This is a genomic window from Rhodococcus sp. GQ147, assembly GCF_059759155.1.
The window spans coordinates 177,385-198,973 of record NZ_JCAXDU010000008.1 but is presented as its reverse complement, the minus strand read 5'-3'; the positions used below and the strand labels follow the sequence as shown (position 1 = coordinate 198,973).

21 protein-coding genes and 1 pseudogene are annotated in these 21,589 nt (G+C 67.8%); 11 read left to right on the top strand and 11 right to left on the bottom strand.

The features are described from left to right. Positions 1–246 precede the first annotated feature (246 nt). The gene (locus AC6CID_RS12050; protein ID WP_498353995.1) at positions 247–1,473 is read left to right on the top strand and encodes an EAL domain-containing protein; all 1,227 of its coding nucleotides are present in this window, start codon (positions 247–249) and stop codon (positions 1,471–1,473) included. Between the two features lie 16 nt (positions 1,474–1,489). Here the strand turns inward: AC6CID_RS12050 and AC6CID_RS12045 are convergent, their stop codons facing one another. From AC6CID_RS12045 to AC6CID_RS12035, 3 genes are all read right to left on the bottom strand, one after another. Next, complete coding sequence (locus tag AC6CID_RS12045; RefSeq protein ID WP_006553724.1) at positions 1,490–2,500, bottom strand: DICT sensory domain-containing protein; 1,011 nt, start codon at positions 2,498–2,500, stop codon at positions 1,490–1,492. Between the two features lie 134 nt (positions 2,501–2,634). Further along, complete coding sequence (locus AC6CID_RS12040) at positions 2,635–3,411, bottom strand: CoA-transferase subunit beta (RefSeq protein WP_498353994.1); 777 nt, start codon at positions 3,409–3,411, stop codon at positions 2,635–2,637. Continuing rightward, positions 3,408–4,325: a CoA transferase subunit A gene (locus AC6CID_RS12035; protein ID WP_094980000.1), complete on the bottom strand. Its 918-nt coding sequence runs from the start codon at positions 4,323–4,325 to the stop codon at positions 3,408–3,410. Before AC6CID_RS12035 ends, AC6CID_RS12040 begins: the two co-directional genes overlap by 4 nt. A 71-nt stretch (positions 4,326–4,396) precedes the next feature. Between AC6CID_RS12035 and AC6CID_RS12030 the strand changes: the two genes are divergently transcribed. Next, the gene (locus AC6CID_RS12030) at positions 4,397–5,293 is read left to right on the top strand and encodes a LysR family transcriptional regulator (RefSeq protein WP_064060491.1); all 897 of its coding nucleotides are present in this window, start codon (positions 4,397–4,399) and stop codon (positions 5,291–5,293) included. A 52-nt stretch (positions 5,294–5,345) separates the two neighbouring features. Here AC6CID_RS12030 and AC6CID_RS12025 read toward each other — a convergent pair. Continuing rightward, positions 5,346–6,760 (bottom strand): annotated as a pseudogene (locus tag AC6CID_RS12025) (MFS transporter). A 205-nt stretch (positions 6,761–6,965) separates the two neighbouring features. Here AC6CID_RS12025 and AC6CID_RS12020 point away from each other — a divergent pair. Together AC6CID_RS12020 and AC6CID_RS12015 are read left to right on the top strand one after the other, a co-directional pair. Continuing rightward, positions 6,966–8,186 (top strand): CaiB/BaiF CoA transferase family protein, encoded by a 1,221-nt coding sequence (locus AC6CID_RS12020; protein ID WP_019290835.1) that lies wholly within the window; start codon positions 6,966–6,968, stop codon positions 8,184–8,186. 163 nt (positions 8,187–8,349) lie between these two features. Then, complete coding sequence (locus AC6CID_RS12015) at positions 8,350–8,664, top strand: WhiB family transcriptional regulator (RefSeq protein ID WP_371683083.1); 315 nt, start codon at positions 8,350–8,352, stop codon at positions 8,662–8,664. 5 nt (positions 8,665–8,669) lie between these two features. Here AC6CID_RS12015 and AC6CID_RS12010 read toward each other — a convergent pair whose 3' ends face one another. Next, a complete protein-coding gene (locus tag AC6CID_RS12010) occupies positions 8,670–9,362 on the bottom strand; it encodes an SDR family NAD(P)-dependent oxidoreductase (RefSeq protein ID WP_006553717.1) in 693 nt (230 codons plus the stop codon). Positions 9,363–9,574: 212 nt separating this feature from the next. On the opposite strand from AC6CID_RS12010, the gene AC6CID_RS12005 reads away from it, so the two are divergent. From AC6CID_RS12005 to AC6CID_RS11990, 4 genes are all read left to right on the top strand, one after another. Then, entirely contained in the window at positions 9,575–10,288 is a 714-nt protein-coding gene (locus AC6CID_RS12005; protein ID WP_094981007.1) for a dienelactone hydrolase family protein, read from the top strand. 130 nt (positions 10,289–10,418) lie between these two features. Next, the gene (locus tag AC6CID_RS12000; RefSeq protein WP_498354003.1) at positions 10,419–12,353 is read left to right on the top strand and encodes a 2-oxoacid:acceptor oxidoreductase subunit alpha; all 1,935 of its coding nucleotides are present in this window, start codon (positions 10,419–10,421) and stop codon (positions 12,351–12,353) included. Beyond that, entirely contained in the window at positions 12,350–13,420 is a 1,071-nt protein-coding gene (locus AC6CID_RS11995; RefSeq protein WP_039585034.1) for a 2-oxoacid:ferredoxin oxidoreductase subunit beta, read from the top strand. Before AC6CID_RS12000 ends, AC6CID_RS11995 begins: the two co-directional genes overlap by 4 nt. Positions 13,421–13,549: 129 nt before the next feature. Continuing rightward, a complete protein-coding gene (locus tag AC6CID_RS11990) occupies positions 13,550–13,732 on the top strand; it encodes a hypothetical protein (RefSeq protein ID WP_019290838.1) in 183 nt (60 codons plus the stop codon). A 69-nt stretch (positions 13,733–13,801) separates the two neighbouring features. Here the strand turns inward: AC6CID_RS11990 and AC6CID_RS11985 are convergent, their stop codons facing one another. Together AC6CID_RS11985 and AC6CID_RS11980 are read right to left on the bottom strand one after the other, a co-directional pair. Then, the gene (locus AC6CID_RS11985; protein ID WP_039585032.1) at positions 13,802–14,845 is read right to left on the bottom strand and encodes a MaoC family dehydratase; all 1,044 of its coding nucleotides are present in this window, start codon (positions 14,843–14,845) and stop codon (positions 13,802–13,804) included. 5 nt (positions 14,846–14,850) lie between these two features. Continuing rightward, complete coding sequence (locus AC6CID_RS11980) at positions 14,851–15,726, bottom strand: HpcH/HpaI aldolase/citrate lyase family protein (RefSeq protein ID WP_052227260.1); 876 nt, start codon at positions 15,724–15,726, stop codon at positions 14,851–14,853. Between the two features lie 212 nt (positions 15,727–15,938). Between AC6CID_RS11980 and AC6CID_RS11975 the strand changes: the two genes are divergently transcribed. The 3 genes from AC6CID_RS11975 to AC6CID_RS11965 are packed head-to-tail and all read left to right on the top strand — an operon-like array spanning position 15,939 to position 18,344. Beyond that, positions 15,939–17,090, top strand: a complete 1,152-nt coding sequence (locus AC6CID_RS11975; RefSeq protein WP_019290840.1) for an acyl-CoA dehydrogenase family protein — start codon at positions 15,939–15,941, stop codon at positions 17,088–17,090. Between the two features lie 26 nt (positions 17,091–17,116). Then, positions 17,117–17,863 carry a GntR family transcriptional regulator gene (locus tag AC6CID_RS11970; RefSeq protein ID WP_498353993.1) on the top strand — a complete coding sequence of 249 codons (747 nt, stop codon included), beginning with the start codon at positions 17,117–17,119 and terminating at the stop codon, positions 17,861–17,863. A gap of 28 nt (positions 17,864–17,891) precedes the next feature. Beyond that, positions 17,892–18,344: a MaoC family dehydratase gene (locus AC6CID_RS11965; protein WP_019290842.1), complete on the top strand. Its 453-nt coding sequence runs from the start codon at positions 17,892–17,894 to the stop codon at positions 18,342–18,344. A gap of 3 nt (positions 18,345–18,347) precedes the next feature. On the opposite strand, the gene AC6CID_RS11960 is transcribed toward AC6CID_RS11965, so the two are convergent. From AC6CID_RS11960 to AC6CID_RS11945, 4 genes are all read right to left on the bottom strand, one after another. Next, the gene (locus AC6CID_RS11960; RefSeq protein WP_498353992.1) at positions 18,348–19,469 is read right to left on the bottom strand and encodes a PQQ-dependent sugar dehydrogenase; all 1,122 of its coding nucleotides are present in this window, start codon (positions 19,467–19,469) and stop codon (positions 18,348–18,350) included. Positions 19,470–19,525: 56 nt separating this feature from the next. Next, entirely contained in the window at positions 19,526–19,963 is a 438-nt protein-coding gene (locus AC6CID_RS11955) for a MaoC/PaaZ C-terminal domain-containing protein (RefSeq protein ID WP_094980008.1), read from the bottom strand. Further along, on the bottom strand, positions 19,960–20,406 hold the full coding sequence (locus AC6CID_RS11950) for an FAS1-like dehydratase domain-containing protein (protein ID WP_019290845.1): 447 nt from the start codon (positions 20,404–20,406) through the stop codon (positions 19,960–19,962). The genes AC6CID_RS11955 and AC6CID_RS11950 overlap by 4 nt, the downstream gene beginning before the upstream one ends. 92 nt (positions 20,407–20,498) lie before the next feature. Continuing rightward, positions 20,499–21,560, bottom strand: coding sequence for an alanine racemase (locus AC6CID_RS11945; protein ID WP_024102079.1), 1,062 nt, complete (start codon positions 21,558–21,560; stop codon positions 20,499–20,501). Between the last annotated feature and the right edge of the window lie 29 nt (positions 21,561–21,589).

Genomic DNA, 21,589 nt, shown 5'->3' with positions numbered 1-21,589 from the left:
ATCACGAGCAGACGGTCGGCCTGCTGGGGTCGTGGTGAGAACGTCGGGGTCGGGTGAGAACTCGCCTCGGGCTTGCACAGAGCCTGTCCGACGGATGTCGCTTCACCACCACCCGTTCCATAACGGAACGATAACGAAACATCACGGTTCTGTAACGTAGGCGTTCGGAGCTGCGAAAATATCCTATCTTCCTGGCTCCGTCGGCCCGAGCGGACGATCGGTGGCCGGAGATGGGATGCTGGATCCATGAGCGCTGTTCCTGCCGACGCTGCCGCCGACGCGGAGGCCGCGTTCGGCGGCCTCGTCGTGGAGACGGAGCTCGCCCCCATCCACCGGCTCGGCAGCGGTGCGCTGTCCGCCGTCGAACTGCAACTGCGTGGTCCGGAAGGATCATCGTTGCACAATGCGACCGCTCTGAGCGAGGCCGCCCGGGCGATGCATCAGAAGTCGGAACTGGACCGGATCAAGTGGCGCAGGGCCGGACGGCAAGCCGAGTCGGCGGTTCCGCATCTGGTGACCGTCGATCTCGATTCGCTCGACGAACTCGGCGCGCTCGGGGATCGAGGGGGCCCGACCACGGTCGCTCTCATCACCGAGCAGGCGCTGATCGCCGCCCCTGCCAGGACGTTGCGCACCATTGCGGCGGCGCGCACCGCCGGCATGCTCGTCGCGGTGGACGGTGTGGGAGCGCGTGCTCAGGCCCTCGCGCTGCTGCCGCTCGTCGAACCGGATGTGATCATCACGTCGCCGGCCCTGATCGCGCGTGCGGCCGACGCCTCGACGGCGAGGATTGCCCACGCCGTCGCCGCGTACATGGAATCCAGCAGCGCGGTCGTCATCGCGCAGGGCGTCGATTCGGAACTGCATCGCCGCCGCGCTCTGGGATTGGCCGCCGAATACGGAATGGGCGCGCTGTATCCGACAGTCGGATCGACCGGGGATGCCGCGCAAGCGGATTCGGATGTCGAACCGATATCGCTGCGTCCGCGACGGGCCGTTCCCGGCGGCCCCGAACTCACTCCCTTCGCTCTGGCGTCCGAAGGACGCAGACGCACAAGTAGTTTCAAGCGACTTCTGGTGTCGATGAGCAAGCTGCTCGAGACCAACGCGGTGGGAGCCGGACCGGAGACGATCGTGCTCGGCACCTTCCAGCGCGCCGAGCACTTCACCCCGACCTCCCGGGTTCGATGGGCGCAGCTCGCCGAGCAGGTCGCCTACACCGGGGTCTACGGCGTCGGAATCGATCCCTACGTCGACTCCGCGGTACACCACGCGCCGTTGGACCCGAACGATCCGATCGTCGACGAATGGAACGTCGTCGTCCTCGGTCCGCACTTCGCGTGCGTACTCGCCGCGCTCGACATGCACACCGACGCAGCGGATCTCGACCGCGAGTTCCGCTACGTGCTGTCCTACGACCGCGGCACCGTGATCCGGTGCGCCCACAGCATCCTGGCGCGTTTCGAGGGGTGACCCGAGGGAGAGCGGCTCAGGACGAGGGTGGGACCTCCAAGGGGACCGGTCGGGGACGGGACAGGGTCGCGCGCGCCGCGCGGGCGACGGCCTCCCGGTCGTAGGAGACGACGTACTCGAACTCCCGCTCGCCGCCGGCCGTTCGACGGTGCAGGTCGAGGGCAGAGAGCGCGCACGCGAACGACTCTCCCAGGAGGATGACGTTCCACTCGTCGACGAGGGGATCGTGCGGCTCGATCGGGACGAGGTCCGGGCCCGAGGTGCTCGTGCCGAACCCGACCGCGAAGACCGCGACGTGCGCGAGGGTGTCGGCCATCGACAGCCATCGTCTGCGTGCGGCCCCGGTGAAGTGGTCGTGGTGCTGGAAGGTGCCGAGGGCGATCGTGTCGGGTCCGGCCTCCCCGGCTCGCGCCTCGAGGTCGGCGCTCATGGACACGAGCAGACCCTTGCCGCTCCGCACGCGTTCCCGACCGGCAGACAGGATGCGGAAGGGCGCGGCGGTCGCGTCGTCGAGCGGCGCACTCCAGGTGGGTTCACGGAACAACCCGCCGCGCGGCGACGAAGGGCCGGCTTCACCCTCCGCAACGTGTAGTGCTGTACCGCAACCGAAATCGATACCGTGGGCGAGGGCCGCCTCGCGATGAAGGTCGGAGTCGACGCCCTCGGCGAGAACGACGGAGTTCGTGCGCTCGCAGTGGGCCCGCAACGACAGCAGGGTAGTGGCGGCCCGCAGGTCGGATGCGACGAGCGCCTCGGCCGGTACGACGACCACTTCCGGCTCGACCAGAGCCAGGACGACCGTGGCGCGGGACGCCGATTCCGCGATGCGTACCGCCACGGCGAATCCGCGCTCGCGCACAGCGGCGATCCGGTGCAGGACCGTCGGGGGATCGGCGAACACCTCGTGCTCGTCGACCAGTGCGACGGCATCGCGTCCGGCCACCGGCCTGTGCGCGAGGTCGGTCAACGGCATCACAGCCGCGACGACCGTGCCGTCCACGAGGTCGTGGATCGTGCTCGCGTGCATGACGTGCCGCCTTCCCGCATCACGCGGCGGTCCGTCCGCCGAGCATCACGCCGGACGCGCGCAGGCTCGCAGGATCCGGGGCGTCGTCCGTTGCGGACATCCTGCCAGCCGCCACGTCGGTCACGTCGACGGGATCACCGCAGATACAGGCGGACCTTGTCGATCTCGTTGCGCAGCAGGTCGATCTCCTCGGCGGTGGGATCCTCGGTCAGCGTCAGCTCGTCGGAGACCTTCAGATCCCAGCCGGTGGCGGCGCGGACCTGGTCGACGGTGACACCGCGGTGGATGCTGGTCAGTTCGAGTTCGTCGAAGGAATCTTGCCGCGACAGCACGCCCAGACTGGTGAACACCTTCGTCACCCCGCAGCCGCGGGGCATGATGCCGACGCCCGCCTCACGGGCCCGCACCGGGCTCGGGGTCGTGCAGAAGTCCAGTTCGGCGGGGAAGGCACTCGGATCGTGGCGTCGCATGATCACGAACACCTCGCCGGCGTTGGGCATGATCTCGACGGCTCCGCCGCCGCCGGGCAGGCGCACGGTGGGCTTGTCCCAGTCGCCGATGATGCTGGTGTTGAGGCTGCCGTCGCGGTCGATCTGCGCCGCCCCGAGGAACCCGACGTCGACGTTGCCGCCTTGGAGCACGTACCCGAACAGCGACGCCATGGACACCACGGATTCGGCGCCGGAGACCACGACGGAGTCGGCGATGCCCTCGGCCATCGCCTCGGGGTGCGCACCGCAGACCCCGGATTCGTAGATCAGCTCGACGTCGGGGTTCGACGTGCGGGCGGCGAGGTCGACGGCGAGGGTGGGCAGACCCACCCCGGCGAAGACCCGGGCCTTGCCGGCCAGGGCCCGCGCGGCGACGGAGACGATCAGTTCGGTGGTGGAGAAGGTTTCGGTGGTGGTCACTTTCGGCTCCCGTAGTCGACGGTCCCGGAGGGGCGCGGGGCAACCTCGAGGTCGGCCCAGTACTCCGCGCCCAGTTTCTCGAGGTATTCGGCGTGATCGGCGGTGGTGAGGACCCATTCCTTCAACCAGGTGCGCAGTTGCTGGGGGTCCTTGCTGATCGCGGTCCATCGGCGGTAGAACGCGCAGTCGCGGTCGTAGTAGCCCTGCGCGTAGGAGGGGTGCGCTCCGCGCGGGCTCAGCACCACCGCGTCCACCGCGTGCGAAGGGACGAGGGTGCGGCTGGGATCGGAGCGGATCACGTCGTCGTCGACGATCTCCTCGACCACCACGATGGCCTTCTTCGCAGCGTAGACCGCTTCCTGCTGCACACCGGCGATGCCCCAGATCTGGACGTTGCCGGAGCGGTCGGCGCGCTGCGCGTGGATGATCGTCACGTCCGGGTTCAGCGGAGGCACAACGTAGACGCTGCCGCCGCTGAAGGGATCCTCGACGAGCCGGATGTTCGGGTTGATCTTCGGCAGGTCGCTGCCCGCATACGAGCGCAGCGGGAAGAAGGGCAGCCCGGCCGCGCCGGCCTGGTAGCGGCAGACCATGCCGTAGTGGCTGTACTCCTCGACCTCGAGTGCGACGGGGTCGTGGCTCTCGATGCGCCGGCGGATCTCGTACAGCGACCCGGCCGAGCCGCTGGCGAAAAACGAGGCGACGAGCTTCGACACGCAGTCGGCGGCGATGAGCTGATCGGAGATGATGTCGGGGGTCATGCGGCACAACGTCAGGTCGCGCCTGCCCTGCCGGATGATCTCGTGCGCCGCGGCGAACGGGATGAGGTGCGAGAAACCCTCGAGGGCAACGGTCATGCCGTCCTCGACATAGGTGGCGATCGCCTCGCGCAGGGGCATGAGTTTGTCCGGCATACCGGTCGTCCTCCGTGTGGTCGGTAATTCGGTGTCGGATGTCAGGCGCCCGCAGGCGCAATAATCGACGGGTGGAGATCCAGCAGGTGAAGGCGTTCCTGGCGGTGGCGGAGGAACTGCATTTCGGTCGCGCGGCGCAACGGCTGCGCATGGCCCAGCCGCCGCTCAGCCGCACGATCCGCAGGCTCGAGAAAGAACTCGGAGCCGAACTCTTCGAACGCAACACCCGCAGCGTGCGGTTGACGGAGAGCGGTCGCGCGCTCGTGGAGCCGGCCCGGAACATCCTCGACGCCTGCCGGCTCGCCGAGATGGCGGTGACCGCCGCGGGGTCGGGTCAGACCGGCAGGGTCCGTATCGGTTTCGCCGGTTCGTCCTCGCACTATCTCGTGGGCCGGTGGGCGAAGCTCGTGCGGCGCACTCATCCCGGTATCGAATTCGTGCTCGACAGTTCGGCGTACGCGAGCGAGGCGCTCAACAAGCTGGCCGCGGGCAAGCTCGACATCGGCATCGTGCGCCTGTTGTTCTTCCCACCGGGGATCGCGTCGCGCGTCGTGGCCCGAGAGAACCTCGTCGTGGCGCTGCCCAAGGAGCACCCGCTCGCCGACCGTGAGCAGGTCCGGCTCGAGGACCTCGCGCACGAGGCGTGGGTGATGCTGCCCGCCGAACCCGGATCGATGCTGCGCGAGCTGTTGCTCCGTATCGCCCACGACGTCGGATTCACGCCCAGAATCGTTCAGAGCGCCCCGGATTCGCTGTCGCTGATCGCCCTGGTCTCGGCCGGGGTGGGATGTTCGATGACGGTCTCGTCGGTCGCGGCGAACGTCATCAACCCCGAGGTCGTGTTCGTTCCTCTCGCAGATCATCCCGAGCCGCTCGACGTGCGGCTCGTGTGGCGGGAGGACGACGACAGTGCCGCGCTGCGGGAGGTTCTCCGCCTCTCCGAGGAAGCGCTGCCGACTCCGGATTGACCGGGGCCGGCCGGCGACTGCGCCGGCCGGCCCCGAGTGCGAGCGATCCGTCCTAGGCATGGACGCGATCTCGTGGGGTGTCGTCGGTTCCCGGAGTACGGCGGTCGTGCTCGGCCGCCTCCGACTGCTCGAGGGCGAGTTCGTCGGCGTCGGACTTCTCGGCGACCGAGGGTGCCTTCGGGTCGTATCCGGTGCGCTCGAGCAGTGCCAGGGTGCACACGAGGGAAACCGCTGCGTAGCAGGCCGCCGCGATGGCCACGCCGGTGACGTCGCCGGACGAGTTGAGCAGGTACTGGGCGAGAACCGGGGTGCCACCACCGACGATCAGCGAGCACAGCTGGTAGGCGAGCGACAGGCCCGAGTACCGGATGTTTGCCGGGAAGGCGCGGGCCAGGATGCCGGCGATCGCGCCGTAGAACATCGAGTGCGGAATCGTCGCGAGGCACATACCGATCACGGCGACCGCGAAGGTCTCGGTGCGGATCGCGAAGAACATCGCCGGCATGAGGAACAGCTCCGGGACGATCATCAGGAGCATGGCCCTGCGCATGTCGATTTTCGACACCAGCACGGCACCGAACGGCTGCACGATGAACTGCACGACGAGGGCGATGGCGATGATCGCGAGGAAGGTGCCGCGCTCGTAACCGAGTTCGCTCGTCGCCCACGACAGGGCGAAGGTGTTCTTGAAATAGGTCACCTGGGCGAGGGGCAGTGCACCGGCGCCGAGCAGGACCAGGACCCAGTGCTTGCGCAGCACTTCCTTGATCGGGAGCTTGACGGTCTTCTTGCGTGCCAGAACGGCTTTCATCGCGTCCGATTCCTCGAGCTCGAGGCGGATCACCATGCCTATGACGACCAGCACGCCCGACAGCAGGAACGGGATGCGCCAGCCCCACATCATGAACTGCGGGGTGGGCAGCGCTGCGAGGAAGAAGAAGGCCATCGTCGACAGCAGGTTGCCGGCGGGCGAACCCTGCTGCGCGAACGCCGAATACAGGATTCCCTTGCCCTTCGGGGCGTTCTCGCTGGCGATGAGGACGGCGCCGCCCCATTCGCCGCCGACCGCGACGCCCTGCACGATGCGCAGGAAGACCAGCAGGACCGGCGCCCACATTCCGATCTGCGCGTAGGTGGGGAGCAAACCGATGCCCACCGTCGCGATGCCCATCATGACGAGCGTGATGACGAGGGTGTTCTTGCGTCCGAGGCGGTCTCCGAGATGGCCGAAGATGACGCCACCGAGTGGGCGGGCGAGGAAGCCGGCCCAGAGGGTGACGAACGCGAGGAGGGTCGCGACACCGCTCGAGAGTTCGTCCGAGAAGAAGACCTGGCCGAACACCAGCGCGGCGGCCGTGCCGTAGATGTAGAAGTCGTACCACTCGATGGTGGTGCCGATGAAGGAGGCGATACCGGCCTGCGGGCCTTCCTCGCGATCTCCTGATCGGTGGGTGTGGACGAACTCATGCGCCCTCCGTCTGCTACGCCCCCGGACGAGGCGGGTGGAATGTGGTCTGCGTCTCAACAGAGAGTGGCAGGGCTCGGATTTCCAGTCCAATACCCAATAGGACCCGAATCGATACCGCAGAGGTATTACTGAGGAGTCCGTGTTCGTCCTGGTAGACATGCAGCGACGCCGGATGGGGGAACCGCGAACGCGAAAGGACATCAGGTGACGAGCGACCGAACCGATCGGACCGAGGTGGAGGTTTCCGCCGGCCTGCCGCTGGAGGGCATCACTGTGGTAAGCCTCGAACAGGCGGTCGCCGCGCCCCTCGCGACGCGCCATCTCGCAGACCTCGGAGCCCGTGTCGTCAAGGTCGAACGCGTCGGCGACGGCGACTTCGCGCGCGCCTACGACGGTGCCGTGCACGGCCTGGCCGCACACTTCGTCTGGCTCAACCGCGGCAAGGAATCGTTCGCGGTGGATCTCAAGGCTCCCGAGGGCATCGATGCGGTGAAGGCGCTGATCCGCGGTGCGGACGTCTTCTTGCAGAATCTCGCTCCCGGCGCGGTGGAGCGTCTCGGACTCGGTGCCGACGACCTGCGTGCCGACCACCCGGAACTGGTGGTGGTCAACATGTCCGGTTACGGCACCGACGGACCGATGCGCGACCGCAAGGCCTACGACATGCTCGTGCAGTCCGAGACGGGCCTGTGCTCGATCACCGGCACGCCCGAGACTGCGGTGAAGACGGGCATCCCCACCTCGGACATCGCCGCGGGCATGTATGCGCTCACCTCCATTCAGGCGGCGCTGTTGCGCCGGCACCGCACGGGCGTCGGCGCGACGATCGACGTGTCGATGTTCGACGCGACCGCCGAATGGCTCGGTTATCCGATGTACCTGCAGATGTATCAGGGGCGGCAGGTGCCGCGGATGGGTTTGTCGCACACGTCGATCGCGCCGTACGACAAATACCCCACCTCGGACGGCGAGATCCTCATCGGCGTGCAGAACGATCGGGGCTGGCGCACGCTCACCGATGTGCTCGGCATGCCCGAACTGGGCGATGATCCGCGCTACGCCACCAATCTCGAGCGGGTGCGTCGCCGCGAGGACGTCGATGCGCTGGTCGGGCAGGCCACCAAGCAATTCACCAGTGCGGAGCTCGACGGCAAGCTCGCCGACGCCGGTGTGCCCGCCGCGCAGCTGCGGGATCTGCGCGGGCTCATCGAGCACCCCCAGCTCTCGACGCGTGATCGCTGGCGTGAGGTGCAGACCGAGGCGGGGACGGTGCGTGGCATCCTGCCGCCGATGAACTTCCGCGACGTCGAACTGCCGATGGGCGCGGTGCCGGGGCTCGGTCAGCACACCGACACGGTGCTCGCCGCTCTCGGGCTCACCGACGAGCAGATCGCGGGCCTGAAGAAGGCCGGCATCGTCGGCTGATCCGCCCTGTCTCGTCCGCTCATCAGATGTGCGGCCATAGCGTCCGGTGCTTATAGGTATCCGAAGCGACTGCCATCGTCGATTCTGATGGATCCGCGCTGCTCAAGGATTGACGATCCCCGCCGGGTACCGAAAAATGGCCGTACAAACACTCGTTCGACGAGTGCGGGTCCGCGATGACCCGATGGGCAAGGAGGCGGCGATGTACGGATCCGGCGACCGTGACTGGGTGGTCGCGGCGCGGTGCCGCGGGGTGGACACGTCGATGTTCTTCCCTCAGCCCGAGGACGGCCGTGGTGCGGTGCTCCGGGCCGAGCGGCAGGCGAAGGAGGTCTGTCGCTCCTGTCCGGTGATCGACGCGTGCCGAGTGCACGCCGTGCGCACCGGAGAGACGCACGGCGTGTGGGGCGGCATGAACTACGCCGAACGGCGAGCGTTCGAACGTGCGATGAAACTCGGTCGCCTCCAGTCGGTCTGACGCTGTCAGCCGACATTGGTGACGGGGATCAGACCACCGGTGACGGAGGCGCCCGCATCGGAGATCAGGAACTCGATGACCTTCGCGATGTCGGCCGGCTTCGACCAGCGGCTCGTGTCGGCGTCGGGCATCGCGGCGCGGTTGGCCGGGGTGTCGATGACGACGGGCAGCAGCGCGTTGACGCGGATGTGGTCGTCGCGGTACTCGAGCGCCATCGTCTCGACCAGCGCCGACACCGCAGCCTTGGAAGCGATGTAGGGGGCGCCGCCCGGGAAGGGGTTGAGCGTCGCGGCGGTGGAGATGCAGACGATCGATCCACCGCCGCGGCGGATCAGGTGGGGCAGCGCCGCCTGGCTGACGGAATAGGCAGTGCGCAGGTTGAGATCGAGCTGGGAGTCGAGGACCTCGATCGGAGTCTCGTGCACCCGAGGTCCGGAGGTGAAGCCGCCGACAAGATTGACGACGCCGAAGAGGGGAGCGTCGGGGTCGTCGCACGCCAGGTTCAGGGCGTCCTCGAGCTGTTGCTCGTCGGAGACGTCGGCCTGGACGAGTTGGAGGTTCGGATGCATGCCCACGCGCTCGAGCTCGTCACGGACCAGCCACGGCACCACGACCCGCCATCCGGTGTCGAGGAGATGTTTCGTCACGGCGCTGCCGAGGCCGCCGGTGCCACCACTGACCAATACGGTGCGAGCCATCTGCCGGTATCCCTTTCGAGCGAGCCGTCTGCCGTGCTCCAACCGTACGTCGGTGCGCGAGAGGAACGATACCGCAGATCGGAAATGATGTTCTTTTTTGGTGGGTGGGACGGACGGCCCCTGAGCTGCAGTGACGGGTGGATGTGCTGCCCGCTGAACGACTTCGTACGAAGATCATGACGAACAAACGACGCAAAGTGGAAGGACGGTCGATGACCGACATCGAGGCAGAATTCGTTCACATCGGAGGTCTGCGCGCCTATCTGGCCAGGCCGCTCGGCGGTGCCACCGGAGGAATGCTGCTGCTGCCCATGATCACCGGCATCGACGCCCAGGTCCGCGAGTACGCGCACGACATCGCCGGAACCGGTGTGACCGCGCTCGTCTGGGATCCCTGGCACGGACCGAGCGCCGACGACGCCTCGCGCGAGGAACTCGTGGAGTTGATGCGGGGCCTCGACGACGAGAAGTGCCTCGCGGAGATGGCGACCCTGCTCGACCATGCCTTCGGTGAGCTGCGCCTGGAGAAGGTCGGCGTGATCGGATGGTGCCTCGGCGGACGCCTCGCCCTGGTCCTCGGCGCCCGCGACACGCGGGTCGCGAACGTCGTGGCCTACCACCCGTCGATCGCGGTGCCGCCCGCCCCGAACCACACGATCGACGCCGTCGAACAGGCAGGTCGCGTCGCTGCACCCGTCATGGTGCTGCACGCCGGCGCCGACACGATCATGAGCGCCGAGACCTTCGCGAACCTGCAGGCGACGCTGCAACAGCGCGAGACCGGCGCGACCATCACCCACGTCTACCCGGGCGCCGAACACGGTTTCTCCTCCCGCGACCGGCACGGCAATCCCGTCAACGCCGACGCCTACGCCGTGTCGTGGCCCCAGGCGTTGAGCTTCATCGGCGACACCGTCCGCTCCTGACGCGTTCGCTACAAAGTTGGCTTTCCGCTGCGGTGATTGCCGGCAATTGCTGTAGCAGAAAGCCGATCTTGTAGCGGATGAGCAGAATTTTTCGGGAGAAACGGTTGCACATGCGCGCGTGAGGGCCACGATGGAGCGCATGGCGTCGAGCGCGAAACTCGAACAGGTCGTCATCCGCATCGCCGGCGACTCCGGCGACGGCATGCAACTCGCCGGTGACAGGTTCACCGCCGAGGCGGCGGCCTTCGGCAACGACCTTGCCACACAACCCAACTTCCCCGCCGAGATCCGCGCACCTCAGGGCACTCTTCCCGGGGTCTCGAGCTTCCAGATCCAGATCGCCGACCACGACATCCTCACCGCCGGCGACCGGCCCGACGTGCTGGTCGCGATGAACCCGGCGGCCTTCAAGGCCAACGTCGGCGACCTGCCCCGAGGCGGCACCGTCATCGTGAACAGCGACGAGTTCACCAAACGGAACCTGAGCAAAGCGGGCTACGACGCCGATCCGCTCGGTACCGACGCCGTGCAGCATCTGACCGTCCACGCCCTGCCGATGAGCACCCTCACCGCCGGAGCCGTCGAACCCGCCGGTGTGGGCAAGAAGGACGCGCAGCGCTCGAAGAACATGTTCGCGCTCGGTCTCCTGTCGTGGATGTACGGGAGGCCGATCGCGCCGGTCGAGACGTTCCTCGAGCGCAAGTTCACGTCGAAACCCGACATCGCGCACGCGAACGTCCTCGCCCTGCGCGCCGGCTGGAACTACGGCGAGACCACCGAGGCGTTCGCCGCAACCTACGAGGTGGCCCGCGCGGCACTGCCACCCGGGACGTACCGGCAGATCACCGGCAACACCGCCCTCGCCTACGGTCTCCTCGCGGCGGGTCGCGCGGCGGGGATGGACGTCTTCCTCGGCACCTACCCGATCACGCCGGCCTCCGACATCCTCCACGAACTGAGCAGACTCGGACGCTTCGGAGTGCACACCTTCCAAGCCGAGGACGAGATCGCGGGTATCGGCGCCGCGATCGGCGCGTCCTACGGTGGCGCGCTCGGGGTCACGAGCACGTCGGGTCCGGGAATCGCCCTGCAATCCGAGGCCATCGGTCTGGCGGTGATGACCGAACTGCCGCTGATCGTCGTCGACGTCCAGCGTGGTGGACCGTCCACGGGCCTTCCGACGAAGACCGAACAGGCCGACCTGATGCAGGCGATGTTCGGCCGCAACGGCGAATCGCCCGTCGCGATCGTCGCTCCGCAGTCACCCGCCGACTGCTTCGACGCCGCACTCGAAGCCGCGCGCATCGCCATCACCTACCGCACCCCGGTCATGCTGTTGTCCGACGGTGCGATCGCCAACGGATCCGAACCGTGGCGGATCCCCGACATCGACGACCTGCCCCGCATCGATCCGCGCTTCGCCGCGTCGCCGGGTGACGACGATCCCGGCTACCTGCCCTACGCCCGCCACGCCGACACCCTCGCGCGCGACTGGGCGATACCCGGCACCGCAGGTCGCGAGCATCGGATCGGCGGACTCGAGAAGGCCGACGGCACCGGCGACATCTCGTACCACCACACCAACCACGAGCTGATGACCCGACTGCGGGTCGCGCGGGTGGCCGGCATCGACGTCCCGGATCTCGACGTCGACGACCCCACCGGCGACGCCGAGGTGCTCGTGCTCGGCTGGGGTTCGTCGTACGGGCCGATCGGGGAGGCCGTGCGTCGCGCCCGGCGAGCGGGGCATGTCGTCGCCCGCGCGCACCTCCGGCACCTGGCGCCGATGCCGAAGAATCTCGGCGACGTGCTCGGCCGCTACCGGCGCGTGCTGGTCCCGGAGATGAACCTCGGTCAGCTGTCCTTCCTGCTGCGGTCGCGGTTCGATGCCGACATCCAGCCGGTGACGAAGGTATCCGGCATGGCGTTCCGCGCCGACGAACTCCACGACGCCATCGAAGCCGAGTTCGCCGGAACACTGGCCGACACCGAACGATCCCGGACGCCGGCCGCGGTCGCCTCGTCGACGAAACTCGACCCGACAGCAGAGAGGGCACGAGCATGACCGGACTCCTCGGCCACGATCTCGGACTCCGCCCGCACACTGACGCACTCGACGGTGTGCCCCGGACGGACGACCCGCAGAAGGCGAAGGACTTCACGTCCGACCAGGAAGTGCGGTGGTGTCCGGGTTGCGGCGACTACGTCATCCTCGCGACGGTCCGCAGCCTGCTGCCCGAATTGGGTGTCCGGCGTGAGAATCTCGTGTTCGTCTCCGGTATCGGATGCTCGTCGCGCTTCCCCTACTATCTCGACACCTACGGTGTGCACTCGATCCACGGACGCGCCCCGACACTCGCGACCGGTCTGGCGGTGACGCGTCCGGATCTGTCGGTGTGGGTCGTGACCGGCGACGGCGACGCCCTGTCGATCGGCGGCAACCATCTCGTCCACGCCCTGCGTCGCAACGTGAACATGCGGATCCTGTTGTTCAACAACCGGATCTACGGCCTGACCAAGGGGCAGTACTCGCCGACCTCGGAGGTCGGCAAGGTCACCAAGTCCTCACCCGGTGGGTCGGTCGACGCGCCGTTCAACACCCTGTCGCTCGCGCTCGGCGCCGAGGCGTCCTTCGTCGCACGTGCTCTCGACTCCGATCGCGCCGGACTGACGGAGGTCCTGCGCGCGGCGGCACACCATCGCGGTGCGGCCTTCGTCGAGATCCTGCAGGACTGCCCGATCTTCAACGACGGCTCGTTCGACGTGTTGCGCAAGGACGAAGCGCTGTCGCACCTGATCCCGCTGCGGCACGGCGAACCGATCATCTTCGGCGTCGACGACGAGCGGTGCGTCGTCCGAAAGGGTTTCGGTCTGCGGGTGGCGCAACGCTCCGAGGTGGACGCCGCCGACATCGTCGTGCACGACGCGCACACCGACGACCCCGAATACGCGTACGCGCTGTCGCGGCTGTCGGACCAGGACCTTCGTTACGTCGTCACGGGGATCGTGCGGCAGGTCGGGCGGACGACCTACGACGACGCGGAGCGCGCTCGGGTGCGGACCGCGCGGGAGTCCGGCACCGCCGACCTGCAGCAGTTGCTGCGGGGCGACAACACGTGGACCGTGCCCTGATGCCCGTAGCCGCTACCGTCCTGGCTATTCGCCGCCGCAATTGCTGTGGCGGATGGTCGAAGTCGTTGCGGATCGGGCATGTGTGAACAATTTGTTGACAACAACTTGCTCACGCGCCGTCCTGGGATCATGTCCGAGGAAGGTTTCACCCCACCCGATCCGCGTCGCGAACGCGCCCATCGTGAGTACGCGGGGCTGTTCCGGATCGCCGAACGGCACGGCAGCACTCCCGAACAACGGGCCAGGCAGTCGCACCCCGAGATGCTCGACCCGCTCGGCGCCATCCGTCTCGTCAAACGAGTCGACGCATAACGACGAAACCGACATTGTTCGCGATTTCCCAAACGATTTCGCGCACAACGTCGGTTTCGGCAGGGGCTGTCAGGCCATGAGTGCGGTGAACCGCCAATCCAGCACGGGCGCCGGCTCGGCACCGCCGCGGTTGCCATTCGCGGCACCGCCGCGGTTGCCATTCGCGGCACCGCCGCGGTGCGCGTAGACGACCGACCGCAGGTTCAGCACGCCACCGCCCTCGGCGAGGGGCTCGGCGGATTCGACGTGCAGGTCGCTGGTGAGGGTGTCGCCCTCCTGCACCGGACCGGTGTGGTCGCACGACTTCCAACCCAGCACCGTCACGAGATTCGGCAGCGCGCGCGTCGCCTGCGAGAAGGCCAGGCCGATGGTGTGGCCGCCGTACACGAGACGACCCGACGCGCCGACCCGCTCGTCGTGGTGCGTCGCCGCGATGTTGAGGCTCAGGCGCGCGAGTTCCGGTGCGCTCGAGACGACATCGCCGCTGGACTGCAGCACGGCACCGGCGAGGGACTTGTCGAAGTGCTCGCCCGGCACCTTCGACCGGTAGACATCCAGATCCCAGTCGGCGGGCGCGGACCACTGCGGTTCGTCCTGCGGTCCGATGGCCGAGAGGTCGTCGGAGTGCACGACGCGGTCGGGGTCGGGGTTCTCGCTCAGCGGCAGCATCGCGCAGCGGTAGAAGTCGAGGACGGTGTTGCCGTCCTGGTCGACGGTATTCATGCGCAGCGCCGCGAGTCCGGTGGGCCTGCGTCTGGGTTTGACCGAATTCTCCTTCAGCCCCACGACTTCGGTGGTGGTGTAGAGAGTGTCGCCGATGTGCGGAAAGCGGCGGAAACGCAGGCCGCGGTAGAAGAGGTTGGCCTTGACGTGGTGCGTGACGAGCGTGGACTGCCCGATCGCGATGTCGGTGACGAAACCGGCGTGCGCGACCGGCCCACCCGCGACGGCGGCCGAGAGGTGCTTGTCGAGCGGAAGGCGCAGGCGGTCACCGAGAATGCTCTGGTGCGCGGCGGCGAGGCCGTCGGTGAGCGTCACGGCGGGGGCGGTGTCGAAGACCTGACCGACGGTCAGTTCGTCGAAATAGGGTCCGCCGACGTACGAGGTGGTCATGGCTTTCAGGCTCCGATCTTCGACAGGGTGCGGCGGGCGGCGACGGCGACGGCCTCGTCGAGCATCTGCCCGTCGAGCTGGGCGGCTCCGGCGCCGCGGTTCTCGGCTTCCTCGAGCGCGGCGAGAACCTTGCGGGCGGCGTCGACCTGATCGTCGGTGGGCGTGAAGGCCGCTGCAGCAGAGGTGATCTGCGCAGGGTGGATGACCCACTTGCCGTCGAATCCGAGATCGGACACCCACTGCACCGAGTGACGGAAGGCGTCGTCGTCGGCGATGCCGAGGAACGGGCCGTCGATCGCCTGGACACCCGCGGCGCGGGCGGCGTGCAGCACGCGGTCCTGCACGTAGAGCCAGTGCTCGGGCGCGGCGGTGCGAGCGCGGCCCAGGGAGGCGCCGAGGTCGGCGTAGCCGATGATCACGCCGGCAACCCGGGGCCCGGCGACGATCTCGTCGATGCGCTGCACGCCGGCGGGGGTCTCGATGAGGGCCTGCACCGGGACGGTCGAATCGCCGAGGATGCGGTCGGCCTCGACGAGGTCGTCGGCGCTCTCGACCTTGGGGATCACGATCGAGGCGAGGGCGTCGCCGAGTGCGGCGCACGTGCGCAGGTCGTCCTCGAACCAGGGCGTGCCGCGTCCGTTGATGCGCACGGAGACGGTGCGTGCGGCGCCGTGTTCGCGGACCAGGGGAGCCACGAGTTCGCGGGCGGCGTCCTTCTGGTCGGCGGTGACGGCGTCCTCGAGGTCGAGGACGACCTCGTCGGCGGCGGAGGCGAGGGCCTTACCGGCTTTGCGTTCGTCGGAGCCGGGGGCGACGAGAACGGCGCGCCGGCGGAGGTGTTGCTCGGAAGACACGGGGACCTCGGGGAGTTCGGTCGGCAATGACGGCGCTAAATGTACGGCCATTGTTGGCGGTATGCCACCCCACGGAGAGGTGTGCTCATAGGAAGGTGCAGTCGTTCGTATCGTCGAAAACTCTGCAATCACGACGTCGAATGACGGTCCTTGCGTTGACAACGTCCGAGCTCGGTCCACAAAATGGCCGTACAAAGTTTGCCGGGTCCGTGTGGCCCGTCCCCAACGAAGGATGCCCCGTGACCTACCTGAACGACGAAGAGACTTTTCTGGTCGAGACCGTCCGCGACTTCATCGATCGGGAGGTCAAGCCGTCGGTGCAGGAGGTCGAGCACGCCAACGAGTACCCCGAGAAGTGGATCGAGCAGATGAAGCAGATCGGCATCTACGGGCTCGCCGTGCCCGAGGAGTACGGCGGCTCGCCGGTGTCGATGCCCTGCTACGTCCAGGTCACCGAGGAACTCGCCCGCGGATGGATGTCGCTGTCGGGTGCGATGGGCGGGCACACCGTCGTCGCCAAGCTGCTGACCCTGTTCGGCACCGAGGAGCAGAAGAGCAAGTATCTGCCCAAGCTCGCCACCGGTGAGATCCGGGCGACGATGGCGCTGACCGAGCCCGGCGGCGGCTCCGACCTGCAAGCGATGACGACGACCGCCAAGCGTGACGGCGACGAGCTGGTCATCAACGGTGCCAAGACGTGGATCACCAACGCGCGTCGCTCGGGGCTGATCGCGCTGCTGTGCAAGACCGACCCCACCGCGCAGCCGCGCCACAAGGGCATCTCCGTCGTGCTCGTCGAGCACGGCCCGGGTCTGACCGTCTCACGCGACCTGCCCAAGCTGGGTTACAAGGGCGTCGAGTCGTGCGAGCTGAGCTTCGATGGCTACCGCATCTCCGCCGACGCGATCCTCGGCGGCGAGCCCGGCAAGGGCTTCGCCCACATGATGAAGGGCCTCGAGACCGGCCGTCTGCAGGTCGCCTCCCGCGCCCTCGGTGTCGCGACCGCTGCACTCGAGGATTCCCTCGCCTACGCGCAGCAGCGCGAGAGCTTCGGTCAGCCGATCTGGAAGCACCAGTCCATCGGCAACTACCTGGCGGAGATGGCCACCAAGCTCACCGCGGCCCGGCAGCTGGCGCGCTACGCGGCGGAGAAGTACGACAGCGGCGAGCGCTGCGACATGGAAGCCGGTATGGCCAAGCTGTACTGCTCGGAGATCGCGATGGAGATCGCCCTGAACGCGGTGCGCATCCACGGCGGCTACGGCTACTCCACCGAGTACGACGTCGAGCGCTACTTCCGCGACGCGCCGCTGATGATCGTCGGCGAGGGCACCAACGAGATCCAGCGCAACGTCATCGCGAGCCAGCTCGTAGCACGCGGCGGACTGTGACGACCGGCCGCTAGGATCGGTCCGTCATGGACTACAAGGTGCGGGAAACGGAACCGGCCTACGCGCAACTCGCGCGCCAGCTCCGGGAGGCCGTCGAGGCGGGACGGTACAGCGACGGCACGCGGCTGCCCACCGAGGCCGAACTCGCCGAGGAACACGGCGTGAGCCGGCAGACGGTGCGTCGCGCCTTCCAGGATCTCGTGGCCGACGGCATCGTCTACCGTGTTCCTGGCCGCGGCACCTTCGCGAACGAGTCGGGCCGGCGTTATCGGCGCCAGCTCGGCTCGATCGAGGATCTGCTCGCTCTGTCGGCCGACACGGTCATGCAGATCGTCTCGCCGTTGCGGCGCGGGGTCGACATCGATGCGGCGAGCCGGCTCCGCCTCGACACCGACGTGCTGTACACCGCGGTCTTCAAGCGTCTGCACGACGGAATCCCCTTCGTACTCACCACCGTTCATCTGCCCGAACCCGTCGCCGCGCACGTACTCGACTCGCCGGAGCTCCAAGCGGGTGCGTCCAGCCGGAACACGATGATCGGCCTGCTCGAACCCCATCTCGGCAGTCCCATCGTCGAAGCCGCACAGTCCATCACGGTCGCGCTCGCCACCGAACAGGTGGCGACCGAACTGAATTGTGAAGTAGGACATCCCTTGCTGCGCGTCGACCGGTTGTACTCGAACGACGATGGCGTGCCCACCGAGTTGTCGGTGAGTTACTTTCTGCCCGAGCACTACACCTATCGCGTCACCCTCAGGCGAGCCGGTCTCTGACCGTCGCCGCACATCGACAGGAGCAACAATGCGGGTTCTCAACGGAATCGACGAGGTCGAGAAGGCCGTCGGCGAGCACCTCGGCTACAGCGATTGGCTCGAGATCGACCAGAAGCGCATCGACCTGTTCGCCGAGGCCACCGGTGATCACCAGTGGATCCACGTCGACCCCGAGCGTGCGAAGGACGGCCCGTACGGCAAGACCATCGCCCACGGTTACCTGACCCTGTCGCTGCTGCCGGTGCTCGGCACCCAGATCTTCTCCCTCGAGGGCCTGAAGATGAAGGTCAACTACGGCAGCAACAAGGTTCGCTATCCCGCGCCGGTCCCCGTCGGCTCGCGGATCCGTGCCGGCGCCGAGTTCACATCGCTCGAGCGCACCGCCAAGGGTGCGAACCTCGTCGTCGGATACACCATCGAGATCGAGGGTGGAGCGCGTCCGGCACTGGTCGCCGAGACGGTGGTCGTTCTCGTCCCCTGATCGTCAGGAGATCTCGATCCGGAGGATGCGGTCGTCGTCGTCGGCCGGGCTGCCGCGACCGTCCCGATTGGACGTCGTCAGCCACAGTGAGCCGTCCGGCGCGGCGACGACGGTCCGCAATCGTCCGTACTCGCCGACGAAGAAGTCGGTCGCGGTGACTGCGGTGTCCTGCACATCAGTATCCGGGATATCGATGCGCCAGAGGCGTTCTCCGCGCAGGCCTGCCATCCACAGGCTGCCGTCGAACCATGCCAGGCCCGACGGCGACGCCTGCGAGACCGGCCAGGTGAGGACCGGATCGACGAATTCGCCGGAGCCCCCGGCCCCTTCGGTCACGGGCCAGCCGTAGTTCGCACCGGCCGTCACGAGATTCAGCTCGTCGACGTCGTTCTGCCCGAACTCCGACGCCCACAACCGTCCCCGGTCGTCGAATGCGAGTCCCTGCACGTTGCGGTGACCGAGCGAGTACACCGGCGACGCCGGATCTGGGTTGTCGGGCGCGGGTTCGCCGTCGCCGGTGATGCGAAGAATCTTGCCGCCGAGTGATTCCGGATCCTGGGCGAGTTCGCGCTCGCCCGCCTCGCCGGTCGCGACGTACAGCATCCCGTCGGGACCGAAGATCATCCGCCCGCCGTCGTGGATCCGTCCGGCCGGGATACCGTCGAGGATCACCTCCGGTTCGGCGAGCGTGGTGCCGTCGAAAACGGCTCGGAGTACCCGGTTGTCGCTGCCGGTTGTCACGTACAGGTACACGAAGCGGTCGGTGTCGAAGGTCGGCGACACCGCGATTCCCAGCAGTCCCGATTCGCCCTGCGCGAGGGTCTCTCCGACGCGACCGACCTCGCGGACCTCGCCGTCGGTGATCTCGACGATCCGGCCGGTGTTGCGCTCGGTCACCAGTGCAGAACCACCGGGAAGAAAAGCAACTCCCCACGGAGTGTCGAGACCGGACGCGACGGTGCCGGTCACGCGCGGAGTACCTGTCCCGGGCGTCGAGGGCTCGGTGACGGTACGGCTCACCCCGGCGGGACCCTCCTCGACGGACGGACTCGACGGGGACGCACATGCCCCGAGGTACACGGCTGTTGCTGCGGCGGCCAAGCCGGCGAGAAGTGTCCGCGACATGGGTCGATCCTCTCTTACCGAGGTCCGTTCCGTCGGCGAATTCCCGGCGCTCGGAGTCAGGACGAGAACGCGAGCCGGACCTGGGTCTTGCCGAGCACCCGCCGGTCGTCGACGGATACGGTGATATCGATCCGTGCGGTGCGCTCCGCCTCGTCGAGGTGGCCGACCTTCGCAGACACCGACAGGACGGCACCGTGCATCGGGTCGACCACAACGGGTCGCGTGAACCGTGTCTCGTAGGAGACGACCACGGTGGGATCGCCGAGCCGTTCCGTGAGGGTCTGCAGGGCGAGGGCTGCGGTGAGCATTCCCTGGCAGAGCACGCCGGGGAGCCCTTCGCCGGCTGCGACGACGTCGTCGTAGTGGATCGGGTTGAAGTCGCCCGAGGCACCGGCGTAGCGGACCAGATCGCTGCGGGTCACCGTCAGTTCGGTCTTCGCGATGACCGCACCGACCTCGAGTTCGTCGAATCGTAGTGCGGTGCCGAGTGTCATGCGTCGTCTCCTCGGTGAAGCAGTGTCGAAGTGACTACCGCGACCAGATCGTCCGTGTCGTCCCGGATCTCGCAGATCGTGGACAGGATGTGGTTGCCGGCGCGTTCGGTGACCTCCGTGATGGTGAGCGTCGCGGTCAAATCGTCGCCGGCCACGATCGGGCGCCGGTGCTCGACCTTCTCCGACCCGTGCACCACCCGGTGCAGCTCGAGACCGGTACCCGGCGTCTCCAGAAGCTGTGTCACCGACGGACTCTGGACGACGGTGGTGAAGGTCGTAGGAGCCACGACATCAGGGAAGCCGGCGGCCCGGGCTGCCTCCGGGTCGAGATGGATCGGATGCGTCGATCGGACGGCGCGGGCGAATTCCCGGATCTTCTCCCGGCCGACGAGATAGGACGTCGGCGGAAAGATGCGTCCGGCAAGGTCGGGGTTCAGCGGCATCAACGCAGCGTAGCGACGTACGGGGAGGATCGGTGTCGTGTTCGTGACCTACACGCCGAATTCGAGGTGATCGTGTGGGGACCGTCTCGGGATCACGTGTTGCACCCTCGTGCCGCGACCTTCCATCGCTCGACTACCGCGTCGCCGGAGACCGTGATCAACTCGTCCGCGAGGTTCACGGCATTGCACACGTGGTTGGGGATCACCCGCACCCTGTCGCCGAGTTGTGGGCGGGTCGATGCCTCCGGCCACTGCACCGTCGCGTGATGCTCCGACAGTGCGGTGATGCGCGCGTCCGGTTCCCCGAGGATGCGTCCGTACCCCGTGGCCCACGCGGCTCGATCGGCGCCGAGCGCCTTGGAACCGGCATCGAGCACGATCACCTCGTCGCGAGCGGAAACGACGGTCGCCAGGGCGGTCAGCGCGATGTCGGATTCGCTCACCGCGCCGAGTTCGAGTTGCTGCGCATCACCGAAGACGTACACGCCGGGACGCAACTCGGTTGCAACCGTGGGCACGTCGAGATGTGCCGTGGGGGAGGAACCCCCACTGATCACGGTCGGCTCGATCCCCGCTGCTCGTAGCGACGCCGCTGCTGCCGCCAGTGCGTCGGCTTCCTCCCGTGCTGCGCTGTCGGGCGCGTCGGGTGCGTACGAGTGGCCGGGGAAGGTGAAGACGCCGCGCACGTCGAGGCCCGCCTCGCGGGCCGCCGACGCCACGGTTCCGGCCTGTTCGGGCAACACGCCGGTGCGGTGGTGCCCGCTGTCGATCTCGACGAGCACCCCGATCGCGGTGCCGGCGTGCTCGACGAATTGCCGGGCTCCGGTCGCGGAATCGATCCCGACCGTCAGGCGCACCCGGTCGGTCAACGCGCGCAGCCGTGCACCGCGGGCAGCGTCGACCCACAGCGGGTACGCGACGAACAGGTCGTCGAAGCCCTCGTCGGCGAAGACTTCGGCTTCGGAGACGGTCGCGACCGTCAGGCCGCGGGCTCCCGCACCGAGCTGGCGTCGTCCGATCTCGGAGCACTTGTGCGTCTTCGCGTGGGGTCGCAGCGACAGGCCTCGTGAGGCGGCGGACTGCGCCATCCGCGCGATGTTGCGGTCGAGGATGTCGCGGTCGACGAGCAGTGCCGGGGTGGTGTCGAGGTCCATGGCCGAACCGTAGACCGTCGGAACCGGGA